Here is a 24,195-nt window from a genome sequence, read left to right as displayed (position 1 = left end):
TTAATAGGAATCCTTTTTTTGTTTTTTTTTATAAAACCCGTAAAAGGATGTATCTTTCGCTCGGAAGATAAATACTTGAACTATAAAGGGTGACAGTTTACTAGCTATAGTATGACAACACTTTTATAGTATATAACACTTATACATTATGAAAAAAATTACATTGTTATCTAGCATTTTAATAGCTCTATGTTGTTCATTATCCCATGGGCAAGGTATAGGGTATGGTTTTAAATTAGGAGCTAATGTGAGTCAGATTAATAGCTTCTCTTTTGATATTGTTAATACTGCGGGTGACACCCCTCGAGAAGCTTTTGATATATTAGAAAACAGTAACCTTGGATTTGCTATTACTTTTTTTGCTGAAATTCCAATTAGTGAGCGTCTTGCTTTTCAACCAGAATTTATGTTTTCTTCTCAAGGAAATAAATTTGAAGGATTGCGATATGAATACCTTCAATTGCCATTAGCACTAAAGGTTAATTTGAATAAATTTTTTATTAACCTTGGACCTCAAGCGGGATTAAAAGTATCTGCTTTTGAACAATCGGATGATTTTAAGAGTTTTGAATTTTCAGGATTTGGAGGTCTTGGATACCAATTTACAGATAATATTTTTGCAGAAGTACGTTATACCATAGGATTTTCAGAGGTATTTGAAGATGATGCTGTTATTGAATTACCTAAATTTATAAGTGGTAGTAATGAAACCAATGTAGATAACGTTCTCACGAATCTTTCGGGAAAGAATAGCTACGTTACAATTAGTATCGGATACCGATTATAAGAGTGCATATCATAAAATAATAGAAAAAACCTAATCATTACGATTAGGTTTTTTTGTTATTTATATATATTGAATTTTTTATCCATGTATTGTTTCAGATGTGCTAAGTTCTTTCATAACCTGTGCTTCAAAATCGAGAAGCTCTTGCCATTTTTTATCTACAACTTCACGTTCTCCGTATTGACGTGCAAATCTTAAAAACATAGCATAATGACCTGCTTCGCTAATCATTAACTTCTTATAAAATCTTGCTAACTTTTTATCTTGTAATTCTTCAGAAAGTAAACGGAAGCGTTCACAACTTCTAGCTTCTATAAGACCCGCAACGAGTAACCTATTAATAAGACTTTCTACCCGACTACCTCCTTTTGGGAAATAAAAACGCAGTTTATGCACATAGGCATCCTTGCGTTCACGACCTAATGATAGTCCGCGTTCTACCATAATATCATGGACCATTTTAAAATGACTCATTTCTTCTTGAGCAAGATCACTCATTTCTGCTACAAGATCTGAATACTCAGGAAATCCAATAATAAATGAGATGGCAGAAGAGGCTGCTTTTTGCTCACAATACGCATGATCTGTAAGGATTTCGTCAATGTTTTTTTCTACAATATTTACCCATCTTGGATCTGTAGGTAATTTGAGATGTAGCATCTGTATAGGTTCTTTCTCTTCCATAGGTTATAATTCTAAATCAAATGCACGTTTAAGAATTTCTAAATCAGGGTTTTGTTCCTTTAATTTATCATATTTTTCTTGAGGTGTATAGGCATATTTGCGTTGTACTTCCTCATTTACAATAATATCAAGGGTGATATCATAGTTATTCAATTTTCTTTTAAGAAATTCTAGTAAAGGTCCTTGGGCTCTTTCTACCTCTACCTTCATCGTCGCATTCGGATATTCTAATTGTATGACCGTACCCTGTAGCTTTGGTGTATCAGCTTCTAAATTGGAAGCTATGATTTTTTCTCCTCGATTAGATAATTTAGTAACATATTCTTTCCATGCAGCTTGCATGGCTATTTCTGTAAAAGGCTCTTTAGGTAGATTGGTGATATCTACTTTTTGTTCTTTACGTTTTTCTTCTAGCTCTTTTTTACGCTGTAATCCCTTTAATGATAAACCGGATATTCGTTCTTTAGTAATAGCTAGTTTAGGTTGGGTAACTTCTGGTTTACTTTCGGTTTTAGCAACTTTAGGAAGTACGTCTGTATGAGTTTTTTCAATTTGAGGTTGTACTGAGTTCTCAGTGAGTACTAATGGTTGGGTAGGTGCTGTAACAGTTTTGGTAACTGGAGTTACTTCTTTTTCAATAGTAGCAGTTGCTTTTAATGTTCTATCTACCTTTTGAGCATTTTCTGGAGATAGTTTATAAAATGACGGTGGAATTATGAAAGGTTGGTCATTTTTTTTTTCTCCATCATAGGTGATAGAGGCAAGTTGCATCAGGCAAAGTTCTACAAGTAGTCTTTGGTTGCGGCTTGTTTTATAAGTGAGATCACAACTGTTTGCCATATCAATCGCTTTTAATAGAAAAGCGAGTTCGGTTTGTTGTGACTGTTCGTAGTATTTCTTTTTTGTTCCATCGCCAACTTCTAATAGATGTATGGTTGGTGGATTTTTACATACCATTAAATCTCTAAAGTGAGAAGCGAGCCCTGCAATAAAATGATGTCCATCAAATCCTCTAGATAGTATATCGTTAAACTGTAATAGTAATTGCGGGATATTGTTCTTTAGAATATGGTCAGTCGCTGTAAAGTAGGTATCATAGTCTAAAACATTTAAGTTTTCTGTTACCGCTTTTCGCGAAAGCGTTTTACCACTAAAACTTACAACTCTATCAAATATAGATAAGGCATCTCGCATTGCACCATCTGCCTTTTGAGCAATAATATGTAATGCTTCTTCATCTGCATCTATCCCTTCTTCTTTCGCAATTTGAACAAGATGTTTTCTCGCATCAGCTACTGTGATTCTTTTGAAATCAAATATTTGACAACGTGATAATATCGTTGGTATGATTTTGTGTTTTTCTGTGGTCGCTAGTATGAAAATAGCATGCTTAGGAGGCTCTTCTAATGTCTTAAGGAATGCATTAAAAGCCGCTTGTGACAGCATATGAACCTCGTCAATAATATACACTTTATACGTGCCAACTTGTGGTGGAATTCGTACCTGATCTATAAGATTTCTAATATCATCTACAGAGTTATTAGAAGCGGCATCTAATTCAAAAATATTAAAAGCAAAATCTTCGTCAGGACGCGTATTTTCATCTTGATTAATACGTTTTGCTAAAATACGTGCACAACTGGTCTTTCCGACACCACGGGGTCCACAGAAAAGAAGTGCTTGCGCAAGGTGATTATTTGCAATGGCATTTTCAAGCGTATTTGTGATAGCCTGTTGACCCACAACATCTTTAAATGTCTGAGGGCGGTATTTTCTGGCAGATACGATGAAATGTTCCATGGCTACAAATATAAAATAGGGATTTCAATATCGGCCTATTGCTAGAAAGATTTCTAATTTATTTATTAACAGAAAGTGCAGCAATCTCTTTTTCTATTTCGGCAGCTTTAGCATATAATGCATCACTTTCTGATCGATTACTCTTTGAAAGTTTAAATGCATCTTCAAGTATTTTTTTATGCTGTTTCTGTAATTTTTCTAGGGGTGATTTTTTTCCAAAAAGTCCAAACATAGTTTTTTATTTAAAAATACATCATTCTACAGTATTTATAGCAGTATCAATCAAAAAAACTACAAGTTATGTACATATACTTTTGTATTTTGCAGTAATGTTAAAACTTATATATAATATCAGGCATTATTTTGAGAAACATGGATTTTATGTTTCTTCTCGACTAGCAGATCGACTAGGAATGCGTGCTAAAAATGTGCGTCTGTTTTTTATATATATATCTTTTGCAACATTGGGTGTTGGTTTTGCATTATATCTTACTTCAGCTTTTTTATTAAGACTTAAAGATTTAGTGTATACAAAACGAACTTCTGTTTTTGATCTATAGCGTATGTTTGAATTTTTTAGATCTAAAATATATGTAGCTATCGCATTAGTGCTGGTAACACTACTTATTGGAGTGTTAGGGTATAAAGCAATTGCGGGTTATGGATGGGTAGATGCCCTGTATATGACTGTCATTACGGTAACTACAGTTGGGTTTGGAGAGGTAAACCCGCTCACTCCTGAAGCCAAAATTTTTACGGTTATTCTTATATTGTGTAGTGTTGTAATAGTAGGATATGCTATTTCTGTAATTACTGAATATATTATAAGTAGAAGTGCTTATGATACTATAAAACATAAAAAAGTGCAAAAACAAATAGACAAACTTTCAGGCCATATTATTGTATGTGGCTATGGTCGTAATGGAAAACAAGCGGTAGAAAAACTTCGAGCCTATAACAAGTCTTTTGTTATCATAGATAAAGAAGAAGATGTTATAGAGCGTTATGAAGATGCGACTACATTATTTGTAAAAGGAAATGCAAATGAAGATGAGATATTATTAAATGCAGGTGTAGAACGCGCAAGTACGCTTATTTCAGCACTACCTGACGATGCAGATAATCTTTTTGTTGTTTTAAGTGCACGACAATTGAATCAAAAACTTAAAATCATAAGTAGGGCAGAGTATGAAACTTCTCAAAAGAAATTAAAACTTGCAGGCGCAGATAATGTTATTATGCCTAATAGAATAGGAGGCGATCATATGGCTTCACTTGTTGTGGTGCCTGATTTGATAGAGTTTTTAGACAATCTTTCTGTAGTAGGAGAAGAAGACTCTATTAATGTAGAAGAAATTGGTTTTGAAAAATTTTGTCCTTCAGGTGAAGAAGTAAGTATTAAAGATATAGACTTGCGTTATAAAACGGGTTGTACTATTATAGGGTATAAATCTCCAGAAGGAAAGTATACCGTAAATCCTAGTGCAGATTTTATTTTAAAAAAAGGCTCTAAACTGGTCGTGATAGGGCGTCCAGAACAAATTATTAACCTACATCATATTTTTGAAATTTAATAATTATCACTGATTTTAAGAGTCATTCCTTTGATTAAGGAGCTTTTTTTTGCATATTGCTAGCTGAATTTAATAATAACCTAACATACATTAAATGATGAAGAAATATCTTCTTTCACTTTTAGCCATTTTAACTCCCTTTTTGATTTTTGCTCAAGAAACTCAAGAAGTAGGTATAGATCAAAAAATAGATCAAGCCTTTAAACCAGTTTCTGATTTTTTTAGTGATACAATATTTTTTCTTGTATGGAAGGATCCAGATATTCCATTTGTATTAGTTCTTCTAGTAGCAAGTGCTTTATTTTTTACTATTTATTTTGGATTCCCTAATATCAGATATTTTGGAAAAGCGATTAATGTAGTTCGTGGTAAGTATGATGAAATTGAAGGAGGACATTCTTTAGGTGATGAGAGAGCGGGGGTAGATGGAGATATTCCAGATACGATTAGAGATGAGAGTCAAGATGGAGAAGTAAGTCATTTTCAGGCACTGGCAACCGCAGTATCTGGAACTGTAGGTAATGGTAATATAGCAGGGGTCGCATTGGCTATCGCTTTAGGTGGTCCTGGAGCTACATTTTGGATGATCATCTGTGGTTTGTTAGGAATGTCTACAAAATTTGTAGAGTGTACATTAGGAGTTCAATATCGTGATGTTGGTGAAGATGGGACTGTTTATGGAGGGCCTATGTATTATATAAGTAAAGGCCTTAAAGAAAAAGGATTTGCGGTGCTAGGTAAGATAGCTGCTGTTCTTTTTGCAATATTCTGTATTGGAGGTTCTTTTGGAGGAGGTAATGCTGCTCAATCTAATCAGGCTACGATTGTTTTAAAAGAAATTTTCAACCTAGAGAGTACTGGAGCTGGTTTCTGGATAGGAGTAGTCTTAGCTGTTTTAGTAGGGGTTATTATCATTGGAGGTATCAAGCGTATTGCTTCTGTAACGGAGAAAGTAGTGCCGCTTATGGCTGTAATGTATATTGTAGCTTGTTTGTACATCATATTAAGTAATTTCTCATTGTTAGATGATGCTATTGGTCTCATTGTAAAAGAAGCATTTAATCCAACTGCTTTTGGTGTTGGAGGTGTTATTGGAGTGTTGTTGGTAGGATTTAAACGTGCTGCATTCTCAAATGAAGCTGGGGCAGGATCTGCATCTATTGCGCATTCAGCAGTAAAAACAAAATATTCTGCTAGTGAAGGTCTTGTTGCTTTATTAGAACCTTTTATTGATACGGTAGTAATATGTACAATGACAGCACTTGTAATTGTAATCTTTAATTTTGGTGGATTCTTTGAATATGGAGGAGATGGCTCAGGAGCTGTACTTATAGATGGAGTATCTTATGAAGGAGCAGGAATTACTTCAAAAGCATTTGCTGAATATATACCTTACTCTAATGTGTTCTTAACTATAGCAGTAGTATTATTTGCTGTGTCTACGATGATCTCTTGGTCATACTATGGTCTTCAGTCTTGGAAGTTCTTATTTGGACGTGGTAAGACGGCTGATTTAGTGTATAAATTTTTATTCTTAGCATTTGTAGTTGTTGGAGCTTCTGCGAGTATGCAATCTATATGGGACTTCTCAGACGCAATGATCTTTGCAATGGTATTCCCGAATATGGTAGGATTGTACTTCTTATTCCCAGTTGTGAAAAAACAACTTAGAAGATTCTTAGATGCAATAAAAGCAGATAATAGTTAATAAATAAAGCATTCTATAATGAATAACTTAAAATCCCACTTCTTTTACGATAGACAAAAAAGAAGTGGGATTTTGGTATTTATAGGACTCATTTGTGTTCTTATGAGTGTTTCATTTTGGTATGAGCCTACGCAAGATATTGCGATATCTGAAGAAGAACATGTAGAGGTTCTTGCGTTTCAAAAACAAATAGATTCCCTTAAAGTCGTTGCGTTAGAAAACAAGAAACCTAAACGATATCCTTTTAATCCAAACTACATTACAGATTATAAAGGGTATATGTTAGGAATGAGTGTAGAAGAGGTGGATCGCTTGCACCGCTTTCGCGAAAGCGGACAATGGATCAATTCCGTTTCAGACTTCAAGAAGGTAACCAAAGTGTCCGACTCGTTATTAGCAACTATATCTCCATACTTTAAATTTCCAGATTGGATCACAAACCCAAAACCTAAGAAAAAATATACTGCTAAACCAAAATGGAAAACATACGATCAAAAGAAAGATCTCAATAAAATAACTTTGGAAGCTTTGATGGCTATTGAAGGTTTAGGTGAAGTAGCTGCTGATAAGATACTACGGAATATTCAAAAAATAGGCGGCTATCAAGTAGATGCCCAATTGTATGATGTGTATGGGGTTACTACAAAACAAAAGCGAGCAGTACTTAATGAATACACAGTAAAAGAAAAACCTGTAGTAAAATTTATAAATGTAAATACAGCTTCTGCATCAGATTTGTCTACAATTCCACTTCTTAATTTTGATCTTGCTAAAGAGATCGTGGATTATAGAATACTACATGAAGGAATAAAATCTTTAGAAGAATTGTCAGGACTAGATGGTATGACAGACTACAAATTTGCTAGAATTAAGTTATATTTGTCTATTGAATAGAACTACTGCAAATCTGTTTAACAATCACACGATTTTAAGCCTAAATTTAAGAATAAAGATGAACGAATTATATTTTACAGAAGAACATAATCTTTTTAGAAAAAGCTTACAGGATTTTCTTCAAAAAGAGGTGGTTCCTCATATAGATAAATGGGAGGAAACTGGAAAGATTGATCGTTTTATCTGGGAGAAATTTGGAGAAATGGGCTTTTTTGGAATTGCATACCCTGAAGAATATGGAGGTATGGGATTAGATTTCTTTTATACGGTTATTCTTCTTGAAGAACTTCAAAAAATAAATTCTGGTGGTTTTGCAGCGGCTATATGGGCACATGCATACCTTGCTATGACACATCTTAATGCTGAAGGTGACGCACGTATAAAATCAGAATACCTTGCACCGAGTATTACAGGAGAAAAAATAGGCTGTTTGTGTATTACAGAGCCTTTTGGAGGAAGTGATGTGGCTGGTATGAGGACAACAGCTGTAAAAGATGGAGATCATTATGTTTTAAATGGGTCAAAAACATTTATAACAAATGGAGTCTACTCAGACTACCTAGTAGTTGCAGCAAAAACAGCTCCTGAATTAGGAGGAAAGGGGATGAGTATTTTTCTAGTAGATCGTGATACACCAGGTGTATCTGCAACCAAGCTAGATAAATTAGGGTGGAGAGCTTCAGATACAGGGGAGATTGCATTTGACAATGTTCGTATTCCTGTGGCTAACCTAATGGGTGAAGAAAATAAAGGTTTTGGTTATATTATGCAGCATTTTGCTACAGAACGTTTAATTATGGGAATTAATGCACATGCAAGAGCAGAGTATGCTATAGATTATGCATTAGACTATATGAAAGACCGTATGGCCTTTGGGCAAACCATAGACCGTTTCCAAGCATTACGTCATAAAATTGCAGAACGTAAAGCAGAAGTGGAGATGTCAAAAACATTTAATTACGCGATTGCGTATCGCCTTGATAAAGGGGAATATGTGGTAAAAGAAGCGACCATGTCAAAATTAACAGCAACCAAAATAGCTGATGAAGTAATCTACGATTGTCTTCAAATGCTTGGAGGGTATGGGTATATGGAAGAGTATCCAATGGCTAGATTGTTAAGAGATAGTAGGTTAGGCCCTATAGGCGGAGGTACTTCAGATATTCTTAGAGAGATTATAGCAAAGATGATCATCGATAAAAAAGAATATAAGGTGCAAACTGAAACAAAAGCATAAAATAATTCAATACAAGGTTGCAGGAATAACTAATAGTAGTATATTTGCAGCCTGAAAACAGAATAAGAATTTAAAGAAAGGAGGTCCCACTATGTTAATTATACCAGTAAAAGACGGAGAAAATATAGATAGAGCGCTTAAACGTTTCAAGCGTAAATTTGATCGTACAAAGACTATGCGTAACCTTAGAGAGCGTAAGCAGTTCACAAAACCTTCTGTAAGTAGAAGGCGTGAAATCCAAAAGGCTGCATATATCCAAGGTCTTAGAGATAAAGAAAATATCTAAAAAAGAGTATCCGTCACTCATATTACATGAGAAGTCTGGATATATAGGAAGAGAATACCTCTTTCAAAATATATAACCGTTACTTTATAAAGTATATCTTTGTAGAGTAACGGTTTTTTATTGCGTTTTAGTGATATATCTCCACGAAAGTTGAGACCTCTCTTCAGGGTGACTGTTGCACGCTAAAAACCACTACGTTGAAATGTTCTTACAATCTTTTATAGATTACCTCTCCTTAGAAAAGAAGTATAGTTCTCATACAGTGCTTGCTTATGAGAAAGATATTGAGGCTTTTTACGCTTTCGCGAAAGCGAACTATGATCAAATAGAACTTCAGGAAGTGCATTACAGTCAAATACGAAGTTGGATCGTATCGCTTGTGGATGAGGGTATTTCAAATAGAAGTATTAATCGAAAAGTCTCTTCGTTAAAATCGTTTTATAAGTTCCTTGTAAAGATGGAAGCAATTAAAGTTTCACCCTTGGTAAAGCATAAGGCATTAAAAACATCTAAAAGGCTTCAGATTCCTTTTTCAGAGAATGAAGTGTCTGAGGTATTTGATTTATTATCTATTTCAAATGATTTTGAATCTATACGAGATCTTTTGTTATTGGAGTTATTGTACGGAACAGGGATGAGAAGGGCAGAGCTTATTGGTCTTACCATAGGCAGTGTAGATGTGTCTCAAAAAACAATACGCGTTATCGGGAAGCGTAATAAAGAGCGTTTGATGCCTTTGTTGCCCAATGTGTGTGTTACGATTTCTAAATATTTGGAGAAGAGAAATGAGGTTTCTTTAAATGAATATGATGCGCCACTGCTTATTACTAAGAAAGGCGTTAAATTATATGATACACTTGTTTATAGAATAATAAATCATTATTTTAGTAAGACGTCAAACAAAATCAAAAAGAGTCCGCATATTATTAGACATTCTTTTGCTACTCATTTGCTTAACCAAGGGGCAGATTTAAATACATTAAAAGATCTGTTAGGTCATGCAAGTTTAGCTTCTACGCAAGTATATACTCATAATAGTATAAAAACACTGCGTAATGTTTATAATAATGCCCATCCTCGTAATAAAAAATGATGATTGTTTGTTAAAGTATGGCAGTAGTGCTGCCAAAGTTCTAACCCTTAAAATATCGTGGCATATGAAAGTAACTGTTGAAGCACCACAATTTGACCCAGATGTAAAATTGATTGAATTTATCCAGAAGAAGTTAAATAAGTTAGAGCAGTTTTATGATAAGATAATACACGCAGATGTGTTTTTAAAGCTTGAGCCTAATAATAAACCAGAAAATAAGATTGTAGAAGTATTAATAAGTGTTCCTGGAGATGAGTTTATTGTAAAGAAGAGTGCAAAGTCATTTGAAGAAGGTATCGATGTATGCGTGCAATCCCTTGAAAGAGTGCTTAAAAAAAGAAAAGAAAAGTTAAGAGCACACATTGCATAAAAAAAAATAAATAAAATGTTTTGTTAGATATTAAAAATGTCTACATTTGCAGTCCGTTAGAAATAACGGACTTTTTTTATGTCTCTTTTGAGACTTTTAAAAGTAAAAAAGCCGATGTAGCTCAGCTGGCTAGAGCAGCTGATTTGTAATCAGCAGGTCGTGGGTTCGAGTCCCTCCATCGGCTCTTTAATTTGAAATGTTGGAATACTTTAAACGAATTGCTTTTTTGGGTAATTTATTTAGATTTATTGGGTAAAAAGTCTGCGTTAAACGTAGTTGAAATAAGTCCCTCCCTCAGTTCGAAAAAAAGATTAAAAAAGTTCTTTAAAATTATTGTTGTTTATCGATTTAAAATGCATACTTTTGCATCCTGAAAAATTGATGAAAGGGGAGATACTCAAGCGGCCAACGAGGACGGACTGTAACTCCGTTGTTTTTAACTTCGCAGGTTCGAATCCTGCTCTCCCCACGCTAATTATTTTCAAGTGAAAACTTAATAGGTTTTCACTTGAAAATTTTTGTATGACTGCATTGTTTGTGGTCTGTTTTGAAATATTGAAATCACCTTTTGATACTATAATATATAGTGTTAATAAAAGCGGGAGTAGCTCAGTTGGTAGAGCGTCAGCCTTCCAAGCTGAATGTCGCCGGTTCGAACCCGGTCTCCCGCTCTATAAATGCCTTTGGGTATTGAGCTTTCGCGAAAGCGTAAACTAGCCGACGTAGCTCAGGGGTAGAGCGTTTCCTTGGTAAGGAAGAGGCCACGGGTTCAAATCCCGTCGTTGGCTCAAAAAAATGAATAATTAAGTATAGGTCGTACTAGCCTTTTGTGTTTAGATGAAGAGGGGGTCGATCGAAAAGAAATTAGTACACTAATAATAACTAAGACTAAAGATTAAATAATTACATTATGGCAAAGGAAACATATGATCGTTCGAAACCCCATTTAAATGTTGGTACTATCGGGCACGTAGATCACGGTAAAACAACTTTAACTGCTGCTATCACGAAAGTATTAGCAGATGCTGGTTATTCAGAAGCTTCTGCTTTTGATCAAATTGATAATGCTCCTGAAGAAAAAGAAAGAGGTATTACTATTAACTCTTCTCACGTTGAGTATGCGACTGAAACACGTCACTACGCACACGTTGATTGTCCAGGTCACGCCGATTACGTAAAGAACATGGTAACTGGTGCTGCTCAAATGGACGGTGCTATTCTTGTAGTTGCTGCTACAGATGGTCCTATGCCACAAACACGTGAGCATATCCTTCTTGGTCGTCAGGTAGGTATTCCTCGTATCGTTGTATTCATGAATAAAGTGGATATGGTTGATGATGAAGAATTACTTGAGCTTGTTGAAATGGAAATTAGAGAGCTTCTTTCTTTCTATGAGTACGATGGGGATAATGGTCCTGTAGTTGCTGGATCTGCTTTAGGTGCACTTAACGGTGAGCAAAAGTGGGTTGATACTGTATTAGAGCTTATGAATGCTGTTGATACTTGGATTGAAGAGCCATTACGTGAAACTGAAAAAGATTTCCTAATGCTAATAGAAGATGTATTCTCTATTACAGGTCGTGGAACTGTTGCAACTGGTCGTATTGAAACTGGTATCGCAAACACTGGAGATCCTGTAGAGATTATCGGTATGGGAGCTGAGAAATTAACTTCTACTATTACTGGTATTGAGATGTTCCGTCAAATCCTTGATAGAGGTGAGGCTGGAGATAATGCAGGTATCCTATTAAGAGGTATTGAGAAAACTCAAATCTCTAGAGGTATGGTAATCGTTAAGCCAGGATCTGTAACACCACATGCTAAATTCAAAGCTGAGGTTTATATCCTTAAAAAAGAAGAAGGTGGGCGTCACACTCCATTCCATAATAACTACCGTCCTCAGTTCTACGTACGTACAACTGATGTAACAGGAAATATTGCACTTCCTGATGGAGTTGAAATGGTAATGCCTGGAGATAACTTAACAATTACTGTTGAGCTTATCCAACCTATCGCATTAAATTTAGGTCTTCGTTTTGCTGTTCGTGAAGGAGGTAGAACTGTAGGAGCTGGTCAGGTTACTGAAATCCTAGACTAAGAATAAAAATGAATTTATAAAAGTAAAGGTGTTCCGATTATTCGGAACGCCTTGACTTTTGTTTAAAAGGGGTTTATATGTAAAGGCCTTTTAAACATACGGGTTTAGCTCAGTTGGTAGAGCACTGGTCTCCAAAACCAGGTGTCGTGAGTTCGAGTCTCTCAACCCGTGCTAAGTAAAATGATGGAAGTGTTTATCATTTTCTAAATAAGAATAAAATTATGGCTGGATTTATAAATTACGTACAAGAATCGTACAACGAGTTAAAGAATCATGTGACATGGACACCGCTAGCGGAAGCTCAACGTCTTATGGTAGTAGTTGCTGTTTTTTCAATTATATTCTCTTTGGCAGTTTGGGGTGTTGATTCTGTATTTAGTAATGTGATCAAGCTATACTTTGAAAAAGTAGTAGGTGCTTAATTTTTAACTATGGCTAAAACAAACAACACCAGACATTGGTATGTAGTAAGGGCTGTTAGTGGTCAAGAAAATAAGATCAAAGCTTATATAGAACAAGAGATTACTAGACTTAATCTTGAGGACTATATAGAAGAGGTTTTAGTTCCTACTGAAAAAGTAATTCAAATCCGTAATGGTAAGAAAATAAACAAAGAAAGAGTTTATTTTCCTGGATATATTATGGTTAAAGCTCATTTAGGAGGAGAGATTCCTCATATTATCAAATCGATAAATGGAGTGATTGGATTTTTAGGAGAGGTAAAAGGAGGGGATCCTGTGCCACTTCGTAAAGCAGAAGTAAATCGTATGCTAGGTAAGGTAGATGAGCTTTCTGTAAAACAAGACAATGTAGCAATACCTTATACGGTTGGAGAAACTATTAAGGTAATTGATGGTCCTTTTAACGGGTTTAATGGAACTGTTGAAAAAGTAAATGAAGAAAAACGTAAGCTAGAGGTGATGGTGAAGATATTTGGTAGAAAGACACCGCTAGAGTTAAGCTACATGCAAGTAGAAAAAGTATAAATAATTAAGTGTTACACTAATATTTTGGATTTTGTTCTATTGCTTCCAACTCTAAGAACAAGTCAAAGTTAAATTTTGAAAAATGGCAAAAGAAGTAAGTAAGGTTGTAAAGTTGCAAGTACGAGGAGGTGCCGCAAACCCTTCTCCACCAGTAGGACCTGCTTTAGGTGCGGCCGGAGTTAATATCATGGAGTTCTGTAAGCAATTTAATGCAAGAACACAAGATAAAGCTGGCAAAGTACTTCCTGTTGTTATTACTGTTTATGGAGATAAGTCTTTTGACTTTGTAATTAAAACTCCACCAGCAGCAGTTCAATTAATGGAAGCAGCTAAAGTAAAAGGTGGTTCAGGTGAGCCTAACCGTAGAAAAGTAGCAAAAGTAACTTGGGATCAAGTAAGAACTATTGCAGAAGATAAAATGCCTGATTTAAATGCATTTACAATTGAAAGCGCTATGAAAATGGTAGCTGGTACTGCAAGATCAATGGGTATTACGGTTAAAGGTGGAGATGCTCCAGCTTAACATCCAAAAAGAAAATTAAAATGGCAAAATTAACAAAAAAGCAAAAAGAGAATCAAAGCAAGATTGAAGCTGGTAAAGCTTACAGTATTGATGATGCTTCTGCTTTAATAAAAGAAGTAAGCAACGTAAATTTCGATGCTTCCGTAGATATTGCTGTACGTCTTAACGTAGATCCTCGTAAAGCAAACCAGATGGTTCGTGGTGTAGTAACACTACCACATGGTACTGGTAAGGATGTAAAGGTGCTTGCACTTGTTACTCCTGATAAAGAGGCAGATGCAAAAGCAGCTGGTGCAGATTATGTTGGTCTTGATGAGTACCTTGATAAAATCAAAGGTGGTTGGACAGATGTAGATGTAATTATTACAATGCCAAGTGTAATGGGTAAATTAGGACCATTAGGACGTGTTCTTGGACCACGTGGTTTAATGCCTAATCCAAAGACTGGTACTGTAACTATGGATATATCTAAAGCAGTTTCAGATGTAAAAGCTGGTAAAATTGATTTTAAAGTCGATAAAACTGGTATTGTACATGCATCTGTAGGAAAAGCATCTTTTGATGCAGATAAAATTGCAGGTAACGCAAAAGAATTACTTAGTACATTAGTGAAATTGAAACCTACCACAGCAAAAGGAGTATACATTAAAAGTATCTTCATGTCTAGTACAATGAGTCCTGGGATTGAGGTAGATTCTAAAAGTTACGCTACTAGTTAAATTAGAAATTATGACAAGAGAAGAGAAATCACAAGTAATAAAAAATTTAACTACACAATTAGCAGACAACACTAATATTTATTTAGCTGATATATCTGGATTGAATGCAGATAATACATCTAAGTTACGTCGTGCTTGTTTCAAGCAAGGTATCAAATTAGCTGTAGTTAAAAACACATTGCTTGCAAAAGCAATGGAAGCATCAGATAAAGATTTTGCAGAACTTCCTGAAGTATTAAAAGGAAACACTGCAATAATGTTATCTGAGACAGGTAATGCCCCTGCAAAAGTGATCAAAGAGTTTCGTAAGAAAGCTGACAGACCTTTGTTAAAAGGAGCATTTATAGAAGAAGCTATCTATGTTGGAGATGACCAACTAGATGCACTGGTAGATATCAAGTCGAAAGAAGAACTTATTGGAGAAATCATTGGATTACTTCAGTCTCCTGCTAAGAACGTTGTTAGCGCTCTTAAATCTGGAGGAAGTACAATCGCTGGTATTATCAAAACCCTTTCTGAAAAGGAAGGTTAAGCAGTACGCACTATTAACAATTATATAATTAAGATTATTTTTTTTAAAACGATAGAAAAATGGCAGATTTAAAAGAATTCGCAGAACAATTAGTTAACCTTACAGTAAAAGAAGTAAATGAGTTAGCTGGTATATTAAAAGATGAGTATGGTATTGAGCCTGCTGCTGCAGCTGTTGCTGTTGCTGCTGGTGGTGGTGCTGGTGGTGGAGACGCTGCAGATGAGCAAACTGAATTTGACGTAATCCTTACAGCAGCTGGTGCTTCTAAATTAGCAGTAGTAAAACTAGTTAAAGAATTAACTGGTGCTGGTCTTAAAGATGCAAAAGGATTAGTTGATAACGCACCATCTCCAATTAAAGAAGGTGTTTCTAAAGATGAAGCTGAAGCACTTAAAGCTCAATTAGAAGAGGCAGGAGCTGAAGTTGAGCTTAAGTAAGCTCTCATAATAAAGACATAAAGGTTTAGGTCTGTTATGCTTATATAAAAGCATAATTTGACCTAAACCATTTGTCGTATATAAAGGTTACTATAAGGTAACAAAGACATTTTCTTGATTTTAATGTCTTAAAAATTAAAATCAATAATCGATTTACCCCAACAGTAAATCTAGTTTCTAATCAAATTCCGTTCGTTGATGATGCAAGATGCAAAACAAGCAGAAAGAATTAGTTTCTCATCGGTAAAGAATAGACCTGATTATCCAGATTTCTTGGATATTCAAGTAAAATCCTTCCAAGATTTCTTCCAACTGGAAACAAAACCAGATGAAAGAGGTGATGAAGGACTCTACAACACTTTCCTTGAGAACTTCCCTATTACAGATACCCGTAATAACTTTGTACTCGAATTTTTAGATTATTTCGTAGATCCACCAAGATATTCTATACAAGAATGTATAGAAAGAGGACTTACGTATAGTGTGCCTTTAAAAGCACGTCTAAAATTATACTGTACAGATGAAGAGCATGAAGATTTTGAAACCATCGTACAAGATGTATACTTAGGTACAATTCCATACATGACTCCTAGTGGTACATTTGTTATAAATGGAGCAGAACGTGTAGTAGTTTCTCAATTACACCGTTCGCCAGGTGTATTTTTTGGACAATCTTTCCATGCTAATGGAACAAAGCTTTATTCTGCCAGAGTAATTCCTTTTAAAGGTTCTTGGATAGAATTTGCTACAGATATCAATAGCGTAATGTACGCATATATTGATCGTAAGAAAAAGTTACCTGTAACAACGCTTTTCCGTGCTATTGGTTTTGAAAGGGATAAAGATATCCTTGAAATATTTGATCTTGCAGAAGAGGTTAAAGTTTCTAAAACTGGACTTAAAAAATATTTAGGACGAAAGCTTGCTGCACGTGTATTAAATACATGGCATGAAGATTTCGTTGATGAAGATACAGGAGAGGTTGTATCTATAGAGCGTAATGAGATCGTTTTAGATCGTGATACGATACTAGAGAAAGAACACGTAGAAGAAATTGTTGAAGCAGGAGCAAAAACAATTCTCTTACATAAAGAAGATAATCAGCAAGCAGATTATGCAATCATACATAATACGCTTCAAAAAGATCCTACAAACTCTGAAAAAGAAGCTGTAGAACATATATACCGTCAATTACGTAATGCAGAGCCGCCAGATGAGGAAACTGCACGTGGTATTATTGACAAATTATTCTTCTCAGATCAACGTTATAACTTAGGTGAAGTTGGTCGTTATAGAATGAATAAAAAATTAGGTCTTGATATTGAGATGGATAAGCAAGTACTTACCAAACTTGATATTATTACGATCATCAAATATCTTATTGAGTTAATTAACTCAAAAGCAGAGATTGATGATATTGATCACCTTTCTAATAGACGTGTACGTACCGTAGGTGAGCAATTATCCGCACAATTTGGTGTAGGTCTTGCTCGTATGGCTCGTACCATTAGAGAGCGTATGAACGTGCGTGATAACGAGGTATTTACTCCTATAGATTTGATTAACGCAAAGACATTGTCTTCTGTTATTAATTCTTTCTTTGGAACTAACCAGTTATCTCAGTTTATGGATCAAACCAATCCACTAGCTGAAATTACACACAAACGTCGTTTATCTGCACTTGGACCAGGAGGTTTATCCCGTGAGCGTGCAGGATTTGAGGTACGTGATGTTCACTATACACATTACGGTCGTTTATGTCCTATTGAAACACCAGAAGGACCAAACATTGGTCTTATTTCTTCACTTTCTGTATATGCAAAAGTGAATAGTATGGGATTCATTGAAACACCATACCGTAAAGTAGAAAATGGTAAAATAGATTTATCAACTGAACCAAGATACTTAAGTGCTGAAGAAGAAGAAGGAATGTTAATTGCGCAAGCAAACAATCCTATGACTGATGATGGTACTATTGAATTAGATAAGGTAATTGCTCGTATGGAAGGAGATTTCCCAGTGGTGGAAAAATCTGAAGTACATTATGCCGATGTATCTCCTAATCAAATTGCATCAATTTCAGCATCATTAATTCCTTTCTTGGAGCATGATGATGCAAACCGTGCACTGATGGGATCAAACATGATGCGTCAGGCAGTACCATTATTAAGAGCAGATGCTCCTATTGTTGGAACAGGATTAGAAAGACAAGTCGCTACAGATTCTCGTGTATTAATTAATGCAGAAGGAGATGGAACTGTTGAGTATGTAGATGCAAACAGAATTGATATACGATATGATCGTACAGAAGATGAAGTATTAGTAAGTTTTGATGATGATATCAAATCATACAACCTTATCAAATTCCGTAAGACCAACCAAAGTACAAGTATCAACCTTAAACCTATTGTTAGAAAAGGTGATCGTGTATATAAAGGACAAGTATTATCACAAGGATATGCAACTGAAAATGGAGAGTTAGCACTTGGACGAAATATGAAAGTAGCCTTCATGCCTTGGAAAGGGTATAACTTTGAGGATGCGATTGTAATTTCAGAAAAAGTGGTACGTGACGATATCTTTACATCTATCCATATTGATGAGTATTCTTTAGATGTACGTGATACAAAATTAGGTAATGAAGAATTAACTAATGATATTCCTAACGTTTCTGAAGAGGCAACAAAAGACCTTGATGAACATGGAATGATTCGTATAGGTGCAGAAGTAAAACCTGGAGATATACTTATAGGTAAGATTACACCAAAAGGAGAATCTGATCCTACACCAGAAGAAAAATTACTTCGTGCAATCTTTGGAGATAAAGCAGGAGACGTGAAAGATGCTTCATTAAAAGCATCACCATCTCTTCATGGAGTTGTAATTAACAAGAAGTTATTTGCAAGAGCTATAAAAGATAAACGTAAGAGAGCAAAAGACAAAGAAGATATTGCTATACTTGAAGCTCAATACGATGTGAAGTTTGACGAATTACAAGCAACATTAATTGAAAAATTATTCAAGCTTGTAAATGGGAAAACTGCACAAGGTGTTATGAATGACCTTGGGGAAGAAGTACTTCCAAAAGGAAAGAAATATACACTTAAGATGTTAAACTCTGTAGAAGATTACACGCACCTTACACAAGGAACGTGGACTACTGATGCAGATACAAATGTTCTTGTTGCAGATTTACTTCACAATTATAAGATTAAAGAAAATGATCTTCAAGGAAATCTTCGTCGTGAGAAATTTACAATCTCAGTAGGAGATGAGCTTCCTTCAGGAATTATCAAACTTGCTAAAGTTTATATCGCTAAGAAACGTAAACTTAAAGTAGGAGATAAGATGGCAGGACGTCACGGTAACAAAGGTATTGTTGCACGTATCGTTCGTCAAGAGGATATGCCTTTCTTAGAAGATGGAACTCCAGTAGATATTGTATTGAACCCACTAGGGGTACCTTCTCGTATGAATATCGGACAGATATATGAGACGGTTCTTGGATGGGCAGGTCAAAAATTAGGTAAGACTTATGCGACCCCTATTTTTGATGGAGCAACACTAGATGAGATTAATGCTTTGACAGATGAAGCTGGAATTCCTCGTTTTGGACATACATACTTATATGATGGTGGTACAGGAGATCGTTTTGATCAACCGGCAACCGTAGGTGTGATTTATATGTTAAAACTAGGACATATGGTAGATGATAAGATGCACGCGCGTTCTATCGGACCATACTCTTTAATTACGCAACAACCTCTTGGAGGTAAAGCGCAGTTTGGAGGTCAGCGTTTTGGAGAGATGGAAGTATGGGCTCTTGAGGCTTATGGAGCATCAAGTACCCTACGTGAAATCCTAACGGTAAAGTCTGATGATGTAATTGGTAGAGCAAAAACATACGAAAGTATTGTAAAAGGAGAGCCTATGCCAGAGCCAGGCTTACCAGAATCTTTCAACGTATTGATGCACGAACTTAAAGGACTAGGACTAGACATTCGTCTGGAAGAGTAGTTTGATATACCCTATAGCGAAAGCGTATTTTTCTGAGTACGCTTTCGCGAAAGCGGACGATCAAACAACACAATTTTAATTAATTCGCATACATTGAATTATGGCAAGAAATAATGATAATGCAACACAAAAGCGCTTTAACAAGATCTCTATAGGTCTTGCTTCTCCAGAATCTATTCTGGGAGCTTCTAAAGGTGAAGTTTTAAAGCCAGAAACTATCAACTATCGTACGCACAAACCAGAGCGTGACGGGTTGTTCTGTGAGCGTATTTTTGGTCCTGTAAAAGACTATGAGTGTGCTTGTGGAAAATATAAAAGAATACGTTACAAAGGAATCGTATGTGACCGTTGTGGTGTAGAGGTAACAGAAAAGAAAGTACGCCGTGATCGCGTAGGACACATTAGTCTTGTAGTGCCTGTAGCTCACATATGGTACTTCAGAAGTTTACCAAATAAAATAGGATATTTATTAGGGCTTCCTTCTAAGAAGCTTGATATGATTATCTATTATGAGCGTTATGTAGTAATCCAACCTGGTATTGCAACAAACGAAGAAGGAGAGCCATTACAGAAAATGGATTTCCTTACAGAAGAAGAATACCTTAATATATTAGACGCATTACCTCAAGAGAATTTATATCTTGATGATACAGACCCTAATAAATTCATCGCAAAGATGGGGGCTGAGTGTCTTATTGAACTATTAAGACGTATTGATCTTGATGCGCTTTCATACGAATTACGTCACAAAGCAAATAACGAAACGTCTAAGCAACGTAAAACAGAGGCTCTTAAGCGTCTTCAAGTTGTACAAGCGTTACGTGACGCAAATAAAAATCGTGAAAACCTTCCAGAATGGATGATTATGAAAGTAGTTCCGGTGATTCCACCAGAATTACGTCCATTAGTACCACTTGATGGAGGTCGTTTTGCAACATCAGATTTAAATGACTTATATCGTCGTGTAATTATACGTAACAACCGTCTGAAGCGTTTGATGGAAATCAAAGCACCAGAAGTAATTTTACGTAATGAAAAGCGTATGCTACAGGAATCTGTAGATTCACTTTTTGATAACACACGTAAGTCATCTGCAGTAAAAACAGATAGTAACAGACCACTTAAATCACTTTCTGATTCCTTAAAAGGTAAGCAAGGACGTTTCCGTCAAAACTTACTTGGAAAGCGTGTTGATTATTCTGCACGTTCTGTAATTGTTGTAGGTCCAGAACTTAAATTATTTGAGTGTGGTCTTCCTAAAGGAATGGCAGCAGAGCTTTATAAGCCTTTTGTAATCCGTAAATTGATTGAAAGAGGAATTGTAAAGACTGTAAAATCTGCAAAGAAAATTATAGACAAAAAAGAGCCAGTAGTTTGGGATATACTTGAAAATGTTCTTAAAGGACATCCAGTACTTCTAAACCGTGCTCCTACACTTCACCGTTTAGGGATACAAGCATTCCAACCTAAACTTATTGAAGGAAAAGCAATACAGTTACACCCATTGGTTTGTACAGCATTTAACGCCGATTTTGATGGAGATCAAATGGCGGTACACTTACCATTAGGACCAGAAGCGATTCTTGAAGCACAATTATTAATGCTTGCTTCACATAATATCTTAAATCCTGCAAATGGAGCACCAGTAACGGTACCATCTCAGGATATGGTATTAGGTCTTTACTATATGACAAAGGCCAGAAAATCGACGCCTGAATTCCATGTGAAAGGAGAAGGGATTACATTCTACTCTGCTGAGGAAGTAACAATAGCATACAATGAAAAGCGTGTTGATATTAACGCGATGATCAAAGTACGTGCTTTAGATTATAACGAAGAAGGAAATCTTTCATATCAAGTGATAGATACTACTGTAGGTCGTGTATTATTTAATGAAGCTGTACCAGAAGTTGCAGGATATATTAATGAAGTATTAACTAAGAAGTCATTACGTGATATTATTGGTAACATATTAAAAGTTACAAGTGTACCACAAACGGCAGAATTCTTAGATCGTATCAAGACGATGGGTTATGGATATGCATTCCGTGGAGGATTATCATTCTCACTTGGAGATATCATTATTCCAGCAGAGAAGCATACGATGATTGCTGAGGCAAATTCTGAAGTAGATGGTATTACAGGATCTTATAATATGGGTCTTATTACAAATACTGAGCGTTATAATCAAGTAATTGATGTTTGGACATCTACCAATGCTACGCTTACAGAATTATCTATGAAGCGTATTCGTGAAGATCAGCAAGGATTTAACTCGGTGTATATGATGCTTGATTCTGGAGCTCGTGGATCTAAAGAACAGATTCGTCAGCTTACAGGTATGCGTGGTCTGATGGCAAAACCTAAGAAATCTAATGATGGAGGAGGAGCTATTATTGAAAACCCAATTCTTTCTAACTTTAAAGAAGGACTTTCAATTCTTGAATACTTTATCTCTACGCACGGTGCTCGTAAAGGACTTGCAGATACCGCTCTTAAAACAGCAGATGCAGGATACTTAACACGTCGTCTAGTAGATGTATCACAAGATGTTATTATAAACAGTACAGATTGTGGTACGTTACGAGGAGTTGAAGTATCTGCGCTTAAGAAGAATGAAGAGATTGTAGAAAAACTAGCAGATCGCGTTGTAGGTAGAACATCATTAAATGATGTTATAAATCCATTAAACAATGAGATTCTTGTTCATTCTGGAGAAGAAATTACACAAGATATGGCAGATGCTATTGGCGCTGCACCTATTGAAAGCGTAGAAGTAAGATCGGCTCTTACTTGTGAAGCTAAGAAAGGTATCTGTGTAAAATGTTATGGTCGTAACCTAGCTACTGGTAAGACAGTACAAATGGGAGAGGCTGTAGGAGTTGTTGCAGCACAGTCTATTGGAGAACCTGGTACACAGCTTACACTTCGTACGTTCCACGTAGGAGGAGTTGCTGGAGGGGTATCTGAAGATAGTAATGTAGCAGTAAAATTTCCAGGTAAATTAGAAATAGAAGATCTTAAGACAGTAAAAGGAGAAGATAATGAGGGTAATGAAGCGCTTATTGTTATTTCTCGTACTTCTGAGGCTAAAATTACAGACCCTAAGACAGGTATCACGTTAAGTACAAATCCAATTCCTTACGGTTCTCAACTTTTTATAGAGTCTGGAGCTACAGTAAAACAAGGAGATGTTATTTGTAAGTGGGATCCATTTAATGGAGTTGTAATCTCAGAATTCTCAGGAAAAATTAAATTCGAAAGTATTGAACAAGGTATTACATACCGAGTTGAAACTGATGAACAAACAGGATTCCAAGAGAAAGTAATTTCTGAATCTAGAGATAAAAAGAAGATCCCTACGTTAATTATAGAAGATACTGCAGGTAATGCATTACGTTCATATAACCTTCCTGTAGGCGCTCACTTAATGATAGATGATGGTGATAAAGTAAAAGAAGGAAAGATTCTTGTTAAGATACCGCGTAAATCTGCAAAAGCAGGCGATATTACAGGAGGTCTTCCACGTGTAACAGAATTGTTTGAAGCACGTAACCCTTCTAACCCAGCAGTAGTTTCAGCTATAGATGGTGTTGTTTCTTTTGGTAAGATTAAGCGTGGTAATCGTGAGATTATCGTTGAGTCTAAATTAGGAGAGATAAAGAAATACTTAGTGAAGTTATCTAATCAGATTCTTGTACAAGAAAATGATTATGTACGTGCAGGTATGCCGCTTTCTGATGGTTCTGTAACACCAAATGACATCTTAAATATAAAAGGCCCATCGGCTGTACAGCAATACTTAGTAAATGAAGTACAAGAAGTATATCGTTTACAAGGGGTGAAGATTAATGATAAGCACTTCGAAGTAGTTGTACGTCAAATGATGCGTAAAGTACGTATTGAAGATCCGGGAGATACTATCTTCCTAGAAAATCAATTAGTACATAAAGATGATTTTATTGAAGAGAATGATGCTATTTTCGGAATGAAAGTAGTTGAAGATGCAGGAGAATCAGAAAACCTTAAACCAGGTCAGATTGTTTCACCTCGTGAACTTAGAGATGAGAATTCAATACTAAGAAGAGAAGATAAAAACCTTGTTGTTGCTAGAGGAGTAACTCCAGCAACTGCATCGCCAATTCTTCAAGGTATTACAAGAGCATCACTTCAAACAAAATCATTTATCTCTGCGGCTTCTTTCCAAGAGACAACGAAAGTATTAAACGAAGCTGCTGTAAGTGGTAAAGTAGATACATTAGAAGGTCTTAAGGAGAATGTAATTGTTGGACATAAAATACCAGCAGGAACAGGAATGCGTCGTTACGATAATATTATCGTAGGGAGCAAAGAAGACTTGCAGAATATGATGGCTGAAAAGCAAGAAGTAAATTATAACTAGTACGCTTTTTTAAAGCAGACTAATTCATAATAACAATCCCATCTTGCA

21 protein-coding genes and 5 tRNA genes are annotated in these 24,195 nt (G+C 35.6%); 23 read left to right on the top strand and 3 right to left on the bottom strand.

What is annotated here, in order from left to right; all coding sequences use genetic code 11:
• Positions 1-148 precede the first annotated feature (148 nt).
• Positions 149-787, top strand: coding sequence for a porin family protein (locus Q1A60_RS20535; protein ID WP_299769280.1), 639 nt, complete (start codon positions 149-151; stop codon positions 785-787).
• A 78-nt stretch (positions 788-865) separates the two neighbouring features.
• Here the strand turns inward: Q1A60_RS20535 and Q1A60_RS20530 are convergent, their stop codons facing one another.
• The 3 genes from Q1A60_RS20530 to Q1A60_RS20520 are packed head-to-tail and all read right to left on the bottom strand — an operon-like array spanning position 866 to position 3,503.
• Complete coding sequence (locus Q1A60_RS20530; RefSeq protein WP_299769367.1) at positions 866-1,447, bottom strand: tRNA-(ms[2]io[6]A)-hydroxylase; 582 nt, start codon at positions 1,445-1,447, stop codon at positions 866-868.
• A 27-nt stretch (positions 1,448-1,474) separates the two neighbouring features.
• Positions 1,475-3,271 carry a DNA polymerase III subunit gamma/tau gene (locus Q1A60_RS20525; protein ID WP_299769283.1) on the bottom strand — a complete coding sequence of 599 codons (1,797 nt, stop codon included), beginning with the start codon at positions 3,269-3,271 and terminating at the stop codon, positions 1,475-1,477.
• A 58-nt stretch (positions 3,272-3,329) separates the two neighbouring features.
• Positions 3,330-3,503 (bottom strand): Lacal_2735 family protein, encoded by a 174-nt coding sequence (locus tag Q1A60_RS20520; protein ID WP_299769286.1) that lies wholly within the window; start codon positions 3,501-3,503, stop codon positions 3,330-3,332.
• A 97-nt stretch (positions 3,504-3,600) separates the two neighbouring features.
• On the opposite strand from Q1A60_RS20520, the gene Q1A60_RS20515 reads away from it, so the two are divergent.
• From Q1A60_RS20515 to rpoC, 22 genes are all read left to right on the top strand, one after another.
• Positions 3,601-3,831, top strand: coding sequence for a PspC domain-containing protein (locus Q1A60_RS20515; RefSeq protein ID WP_299769289.1), 231 nt, complete (start codon positions 3,601-3,603; stop codon positions 3,829-3,831).
• A 3-nt stretch (positions 3,832-3,834) separates the two neighbouring features.
• Entirely contained in the window at positions 3,835-4,845 is a 1,011-nt protein-coding gene (locus Q1A60_RS20510; RefSeq protein ID WP_299769292.1) for a potassium channel protein, read from the top strand.
• A gap of 97 nt (positions 4,846-4,942) precedes the next feature.
• Complete coding sequence (locus Q1A60_RS20505; protein WP_299769370.1) at positions 4,943-6,553, top strand: alanine/glycine:cation symporter family protein; 1,611 nt, start codon at positions 4,943-4,945, stop codon at positions 6,551-6,553.
• 18 nt (positions 6,554-6,571) lie between these two features.
• Positions 6,572-7,447: a helix-hairpin-helix domain-containing protein gene (locus tag Q1A60_RS20500; RefSeq protein WP_299769295.1), complete on the top strand. Its 876-nt coding sequence runs from the start codon at positions 6,572-6,574 to the stop codon at positions 7,445-7,447.
• Between the two features lie 58 nt (positions 7,448-7,505).
• Positions 7,506-8,684 carry an acyl-CoA dehydrogenase family protein gene (locus Q1A60_RS20495; protein WP_299769298.1) on the top strand — a complete coding sequence of 393 codons (1,179 nt, stop codon included), beginning with the start codon at positions 7,506-7,508 and terminating at the stop codon, positions 8,682-8,684.
• 91 nt (positions 8,685-8,775) lie between these two features.
• Positions 8,776-8,970, top strand: a complete 195-nt coding sequence (rpsU, locus tag Q1A60_RS20490) for a 30S ribosomal protein S21 (RefSeq protein WP_089373348.1) — start codon at positions 8,776-8,778, stop codon at positions 8,968-8,970.
• Positions 8,971-9,172: 202 nt separating this feature from the next.
• The gene (locus Q1A60_RS20485; protein WP_299769303.1) at positions 9,173-10,063 is read left to right on the top strand and encodes a tyrosine-type recombinase/integrase; all 891 of its coding nucleotides are present in this window, start codon (positions 9,173-9,175) and stop codon (positions 10,061-10,063) included.
• 64 nt (positions 10,064-10,127) lie between these two features.
• On the top strand, positions 10,128-10,433 hold the full coding sequence (gene raiA / locus Q1A60_RS20480; RefSeq protein ID WP_299769307.1) for a ribosome-associated translation inhibitor RaiA: 306 nt from the start codon (positions 10,128-10,130) through the stop codon (positions 10,431-10,433).
• Between the two features lie 110 nt (positions 10,434-10,543).
• A tRNA-Thr gene (locus Q1A60_RS20475) sits at positions 10,544-10,617 on the top strand.
• 203 nt (positions 10,618-10,820) lie between these two features.
• Positions 10,821-10,902 (top strand) — tRNA-Tyr (locus Q1A60_RS20470).
• Positions 10,903-11,031: 129 nt separating this feature from the next.
• Positions 11,032-11,104: transfer RNA gene (locus Q1A60_RS20465), tRNA-Gly, on the top strand.
• 45 nt (positions 11,105-11,149) lie between these two features.
• A tRNA-Thr gene (locus tag Q1A60_RS20460) sits at positions 11,150-11,221 on the top strand.
• A gap of 122 nt (positions 11,222-11,343) precedes the next feature.
• Positions 11,344-12,531, top strand: a complete 1,188-nt coding sequence (gene tuf, locus Q1A60_RS20455; RefSeq protein ID WP_299769310.1) for an elongation factor Tu — start codon at positions 11,344-11,346, stop codon at positions 12,529-12,531.
• A 98-nt stretch (positions 12,532-12,629) separates the two neighbouring features.
• A tRNA-Trp gene (locus tag Q1A60_RS20450) sits at positions 12,630-12,702 on the top strand.
• A 50-nt stretch (positions 12,703-12,752) separates the two neighbouring features.
• On the top strand, positions 12,753-12,953 hold the full coding sequence (gene secE, locus Q1A60_RS20445; RefSeq protein ID WP_299769313.1) for a preprotein translocase subunit SecE: 201 nt from the start codon (positions 12,753-12,755) through the stop codon (positions 12,951-12,953).
• Positions 12,954-12,962: 9 nt separating this feature from the next.
• Positions 12,963-13,517 (top strand): transcription termination/antitermination protein NusG, encoded by a 555-nt coding sequence (gene nusG, locus Q1A60_RS20440; RefSeq protein ID WP_299769316.1) that lies wholly within the window; start codon positions 12,963-12,965, stop codon positions 13,515-13,517.
• Positions 13,518-13,599: 82 nt separating this feature from the next.
• Positions 13,600-14,040: a 50S ribosomal protein L11 gene (gene rplK, locus Q1A60_RS20435; RefSeq protein ID WP_299769318.1), complete on the top strand. Its 441-nt coding sequence runs from the start codon at positions 13,600-13,602 to the stop codon at positions 14,038-14,040.
• A gap of 20 nt (positions 14,041-14,060) precedes the next feature.
• Positions 14,061-14,759 (top strand): 50S ribosomal protein L1, encoded by a 699-nt coding sequence (gene rplA / locus Q1A60_RS20430; RefSeq protein ID WP_299769322.1) that lies wholly within the window; start codon positions 14,061-14,063, stop codon positions 14,757-14,759.
• A gap of 10 nt (positions 14,760-14,769) precedes the next feature.
• Positions 14,770-15,291 carry a 50S ribosomal protein L10 gene (gene rplJ, locus Q1A60_RS20425; protein WP_299769325.1) on the top strand — a complete coding sequence of 174 codons (522 nt, stop codon included), beginning with the start codon at positions 14,770-14,772 and terminating at the stop codon, positions 15,289-15,291.
• A gap of 59 nt (positions 15,292-15,350) precedes the next feature.
• Complete coding sequence (gene rplL / locus Q1A60_RS20420; RefSeq protein ID WP_299769328.1) at positions 15,351-15,728, top strand: 50S ribosomal protein L7/L12; 378 nt, start codon at positions 15,351-15,353, stop codon at positions 15,726-15,728.
• A 198-nt stretch (positions 15,729-15,926) separates the two neighbouring features.
• Positions 15,927-19,745 carry a DNA-directed RNA polymerase subunit beta gene (rpoB, locus tag Q1A60_RS20415; RefSeq protein ID WP_299769331.1) on the top strand — a complete coding sequence of 1,273 codons (3,819 nt, stop codon included), beginning with the start codon at positions 15,927-15,929 and terminating at the stop codon, positions 19,743-19,745.
• 100 nt (positions 19,746-19,845) lie between these two features.
• Positions 19,846-24,147, top strand: a complete 4,302-nt coding sequence (gene rpoC, locus Q1A60_RS20410; RefSeq protein ID WP_299769334.1) for a DNA-directed RNA polymerase subunit beta' — start codon at positions 19,846-19,848, stop codon at positions 24,145-24,147.
• Positions 24,148-24,195 lie beyond the last annotated feature (48 nt).

Origin of the sequence: uncultured Dokdonia sp. (assembly GCF_947492535.1) — a bacterium.
In the GTDB taxonomy this organism is placed as follows: domain Bacteria; phylum Bacteroidota; class Bacteroidia; order Flavobacteriales; family Flavobacteriaceae; genus Dokdonia.
This window is presented reverse-complemented; position numbering and strand designations above follow the sequence as displayed.

Excerpts from the sequence above, each read along its gene's own strand:
- rplA (WP_299769322.1), top strand. The coding sequence starts at position 14,061 with ATGGCAAAATTAACAAAAAAGCAAAAAGAGAATCAAAGCAAGATTGAA.
- raiA (WP_299769307.1), top strand. The coding sequence starts at position 10,128 with ATGAAAGTAACTGTTGAAGCACCACAATTTGACCCAGATGTAAAATTG.
- Q1A60_RS20505 (WP_299769370.1), top strand. The coding sequence starts at position 4,943 with ATGAAGAAATATCTTCTTTCACTTTTAGCCATTTTAACTCCCTTTTTG.
- Q1A60_RS20525 (WP_299769283.1), bottom strand. The coding sequence starts at position 3,271 with ATGGAACATTTCATCGTATCTGCCAGAAAATACCGCCCTCAGACATTT.
- Q1A60_RS20500 (WP_299769295.1), top strand. The coding sequence starts at position 6,572 with ATGAATAACTTAAAATCCCACTTCTTTTACGATAGACAAAAAAGAAGT.
- rplJ (WP_299769325.1), top strand. The coding sequence starts at position 14,770 with ATGACAAGAGAAGAGAAATCACAAGTAATAAAAAATTTAACTACACAA.
- rpoB (WP_299769331.1), top strand. The coding sequence starts at position 15,927 with ATGATGCAAGATGCAAAACAAGCAGAAAGAATTAGTTTCTCATCGGTA.
- tuf (WP_299769310.1), top strand. The coding sequence starts at position 11,344 with ATGGCAAAGGAAACATATGATCGTTCGAAACCCCATTTAAATGTTGGT.
- Q1A60_RS20535 (WP_299769280.1), top strand. The coding sequence starts at position 149 with ATGAAAAAAATTACATTGTTATCTAGCATTTTAATAGCTCTATGTTGT.
- Q1A60_RS20520 (WP_299769286.1), bottom strand. The coding sequence starts at position 3,503 with ATGTTTGGACTTTTTGGAAAAAAATCACCCCTAGAAAAATTACAGAAA.
- Q1A60_RS20510 (WP_299769292.1), top strand. The coding sequence starts at position 3,835 with ATGTTTGAATTTTTTAGATCTAAAATATATGTAGCTATCGCATTAGTG.
- rplL (WP_299769328.1), top strand. The coding sequence starts at position 15,351 with ATGGCAGATTTAAAAGAATTCGCAGAACAATTAGTTAACCTTACAGTA.
- Q1A60_RS20515 (WP_299769289.1), top strand. The coding sequence starts at position 3,601 with ATGTTAAAACTTATATATAATATCAGGCATTATTTTGAGAAACATGGA.
- nusG (WP_299769316.1), top strand. The coding sequence starts at position 12,963 with ATGGCTAAAACAAACAACACCAGACATTGGTATGTAGTAAGGGCTGTT.
- rpsU (WP_089373348.1), top strand. The coding sequence starts at position 8,776 with ATGTTAATTATACCAGTAAAAGACGGAGAAAATATAGATAGAGCGCTT.
- Q1A60_RS20485 (WP_299769303.1), top strand. The coding sequence starts at position 9,173 with ATGTTCTTACAATCTTTTATAGATTACCTCTCCTTAGAAAAGAAGTAT.
- rplK (WP_299769318.1), top strand. The coding sequence starts at position 13,600 with ATGGCAAAAGAAGTAAGTAAGGTTGTAAAGTTGCAAGTACGAGGAGGT.
- Q1A60_RS20495 (WP_299769298.1), top strand. The coding sequence starts at position 7,506 with ATGAACGAATTATATTTTACAGAAGAACATAATCTTTTTAGAAAAAGC.
- secE (WP_299769313.1), top strand. The coding sequence starts at position 12,753 with ATGGCTGGATTTATAAATTACGTACAAGAATCGTACAACGAGTTAAAG.
- Q1A60_RS20530 (WP_299769367.1), bottom strand. The coding sequence starts at position 1,447 with ATGCTACATCTCAAATTACCTACAGATCCAAGATGGGTAAATATTGTA.
- rpoC (WP_299769334.1), top strand. The coding sequence starts at position 19,846 with ATGGCAAGAAATAATGATAATGCAACACAAAAGCGCTTTAACAAGATC.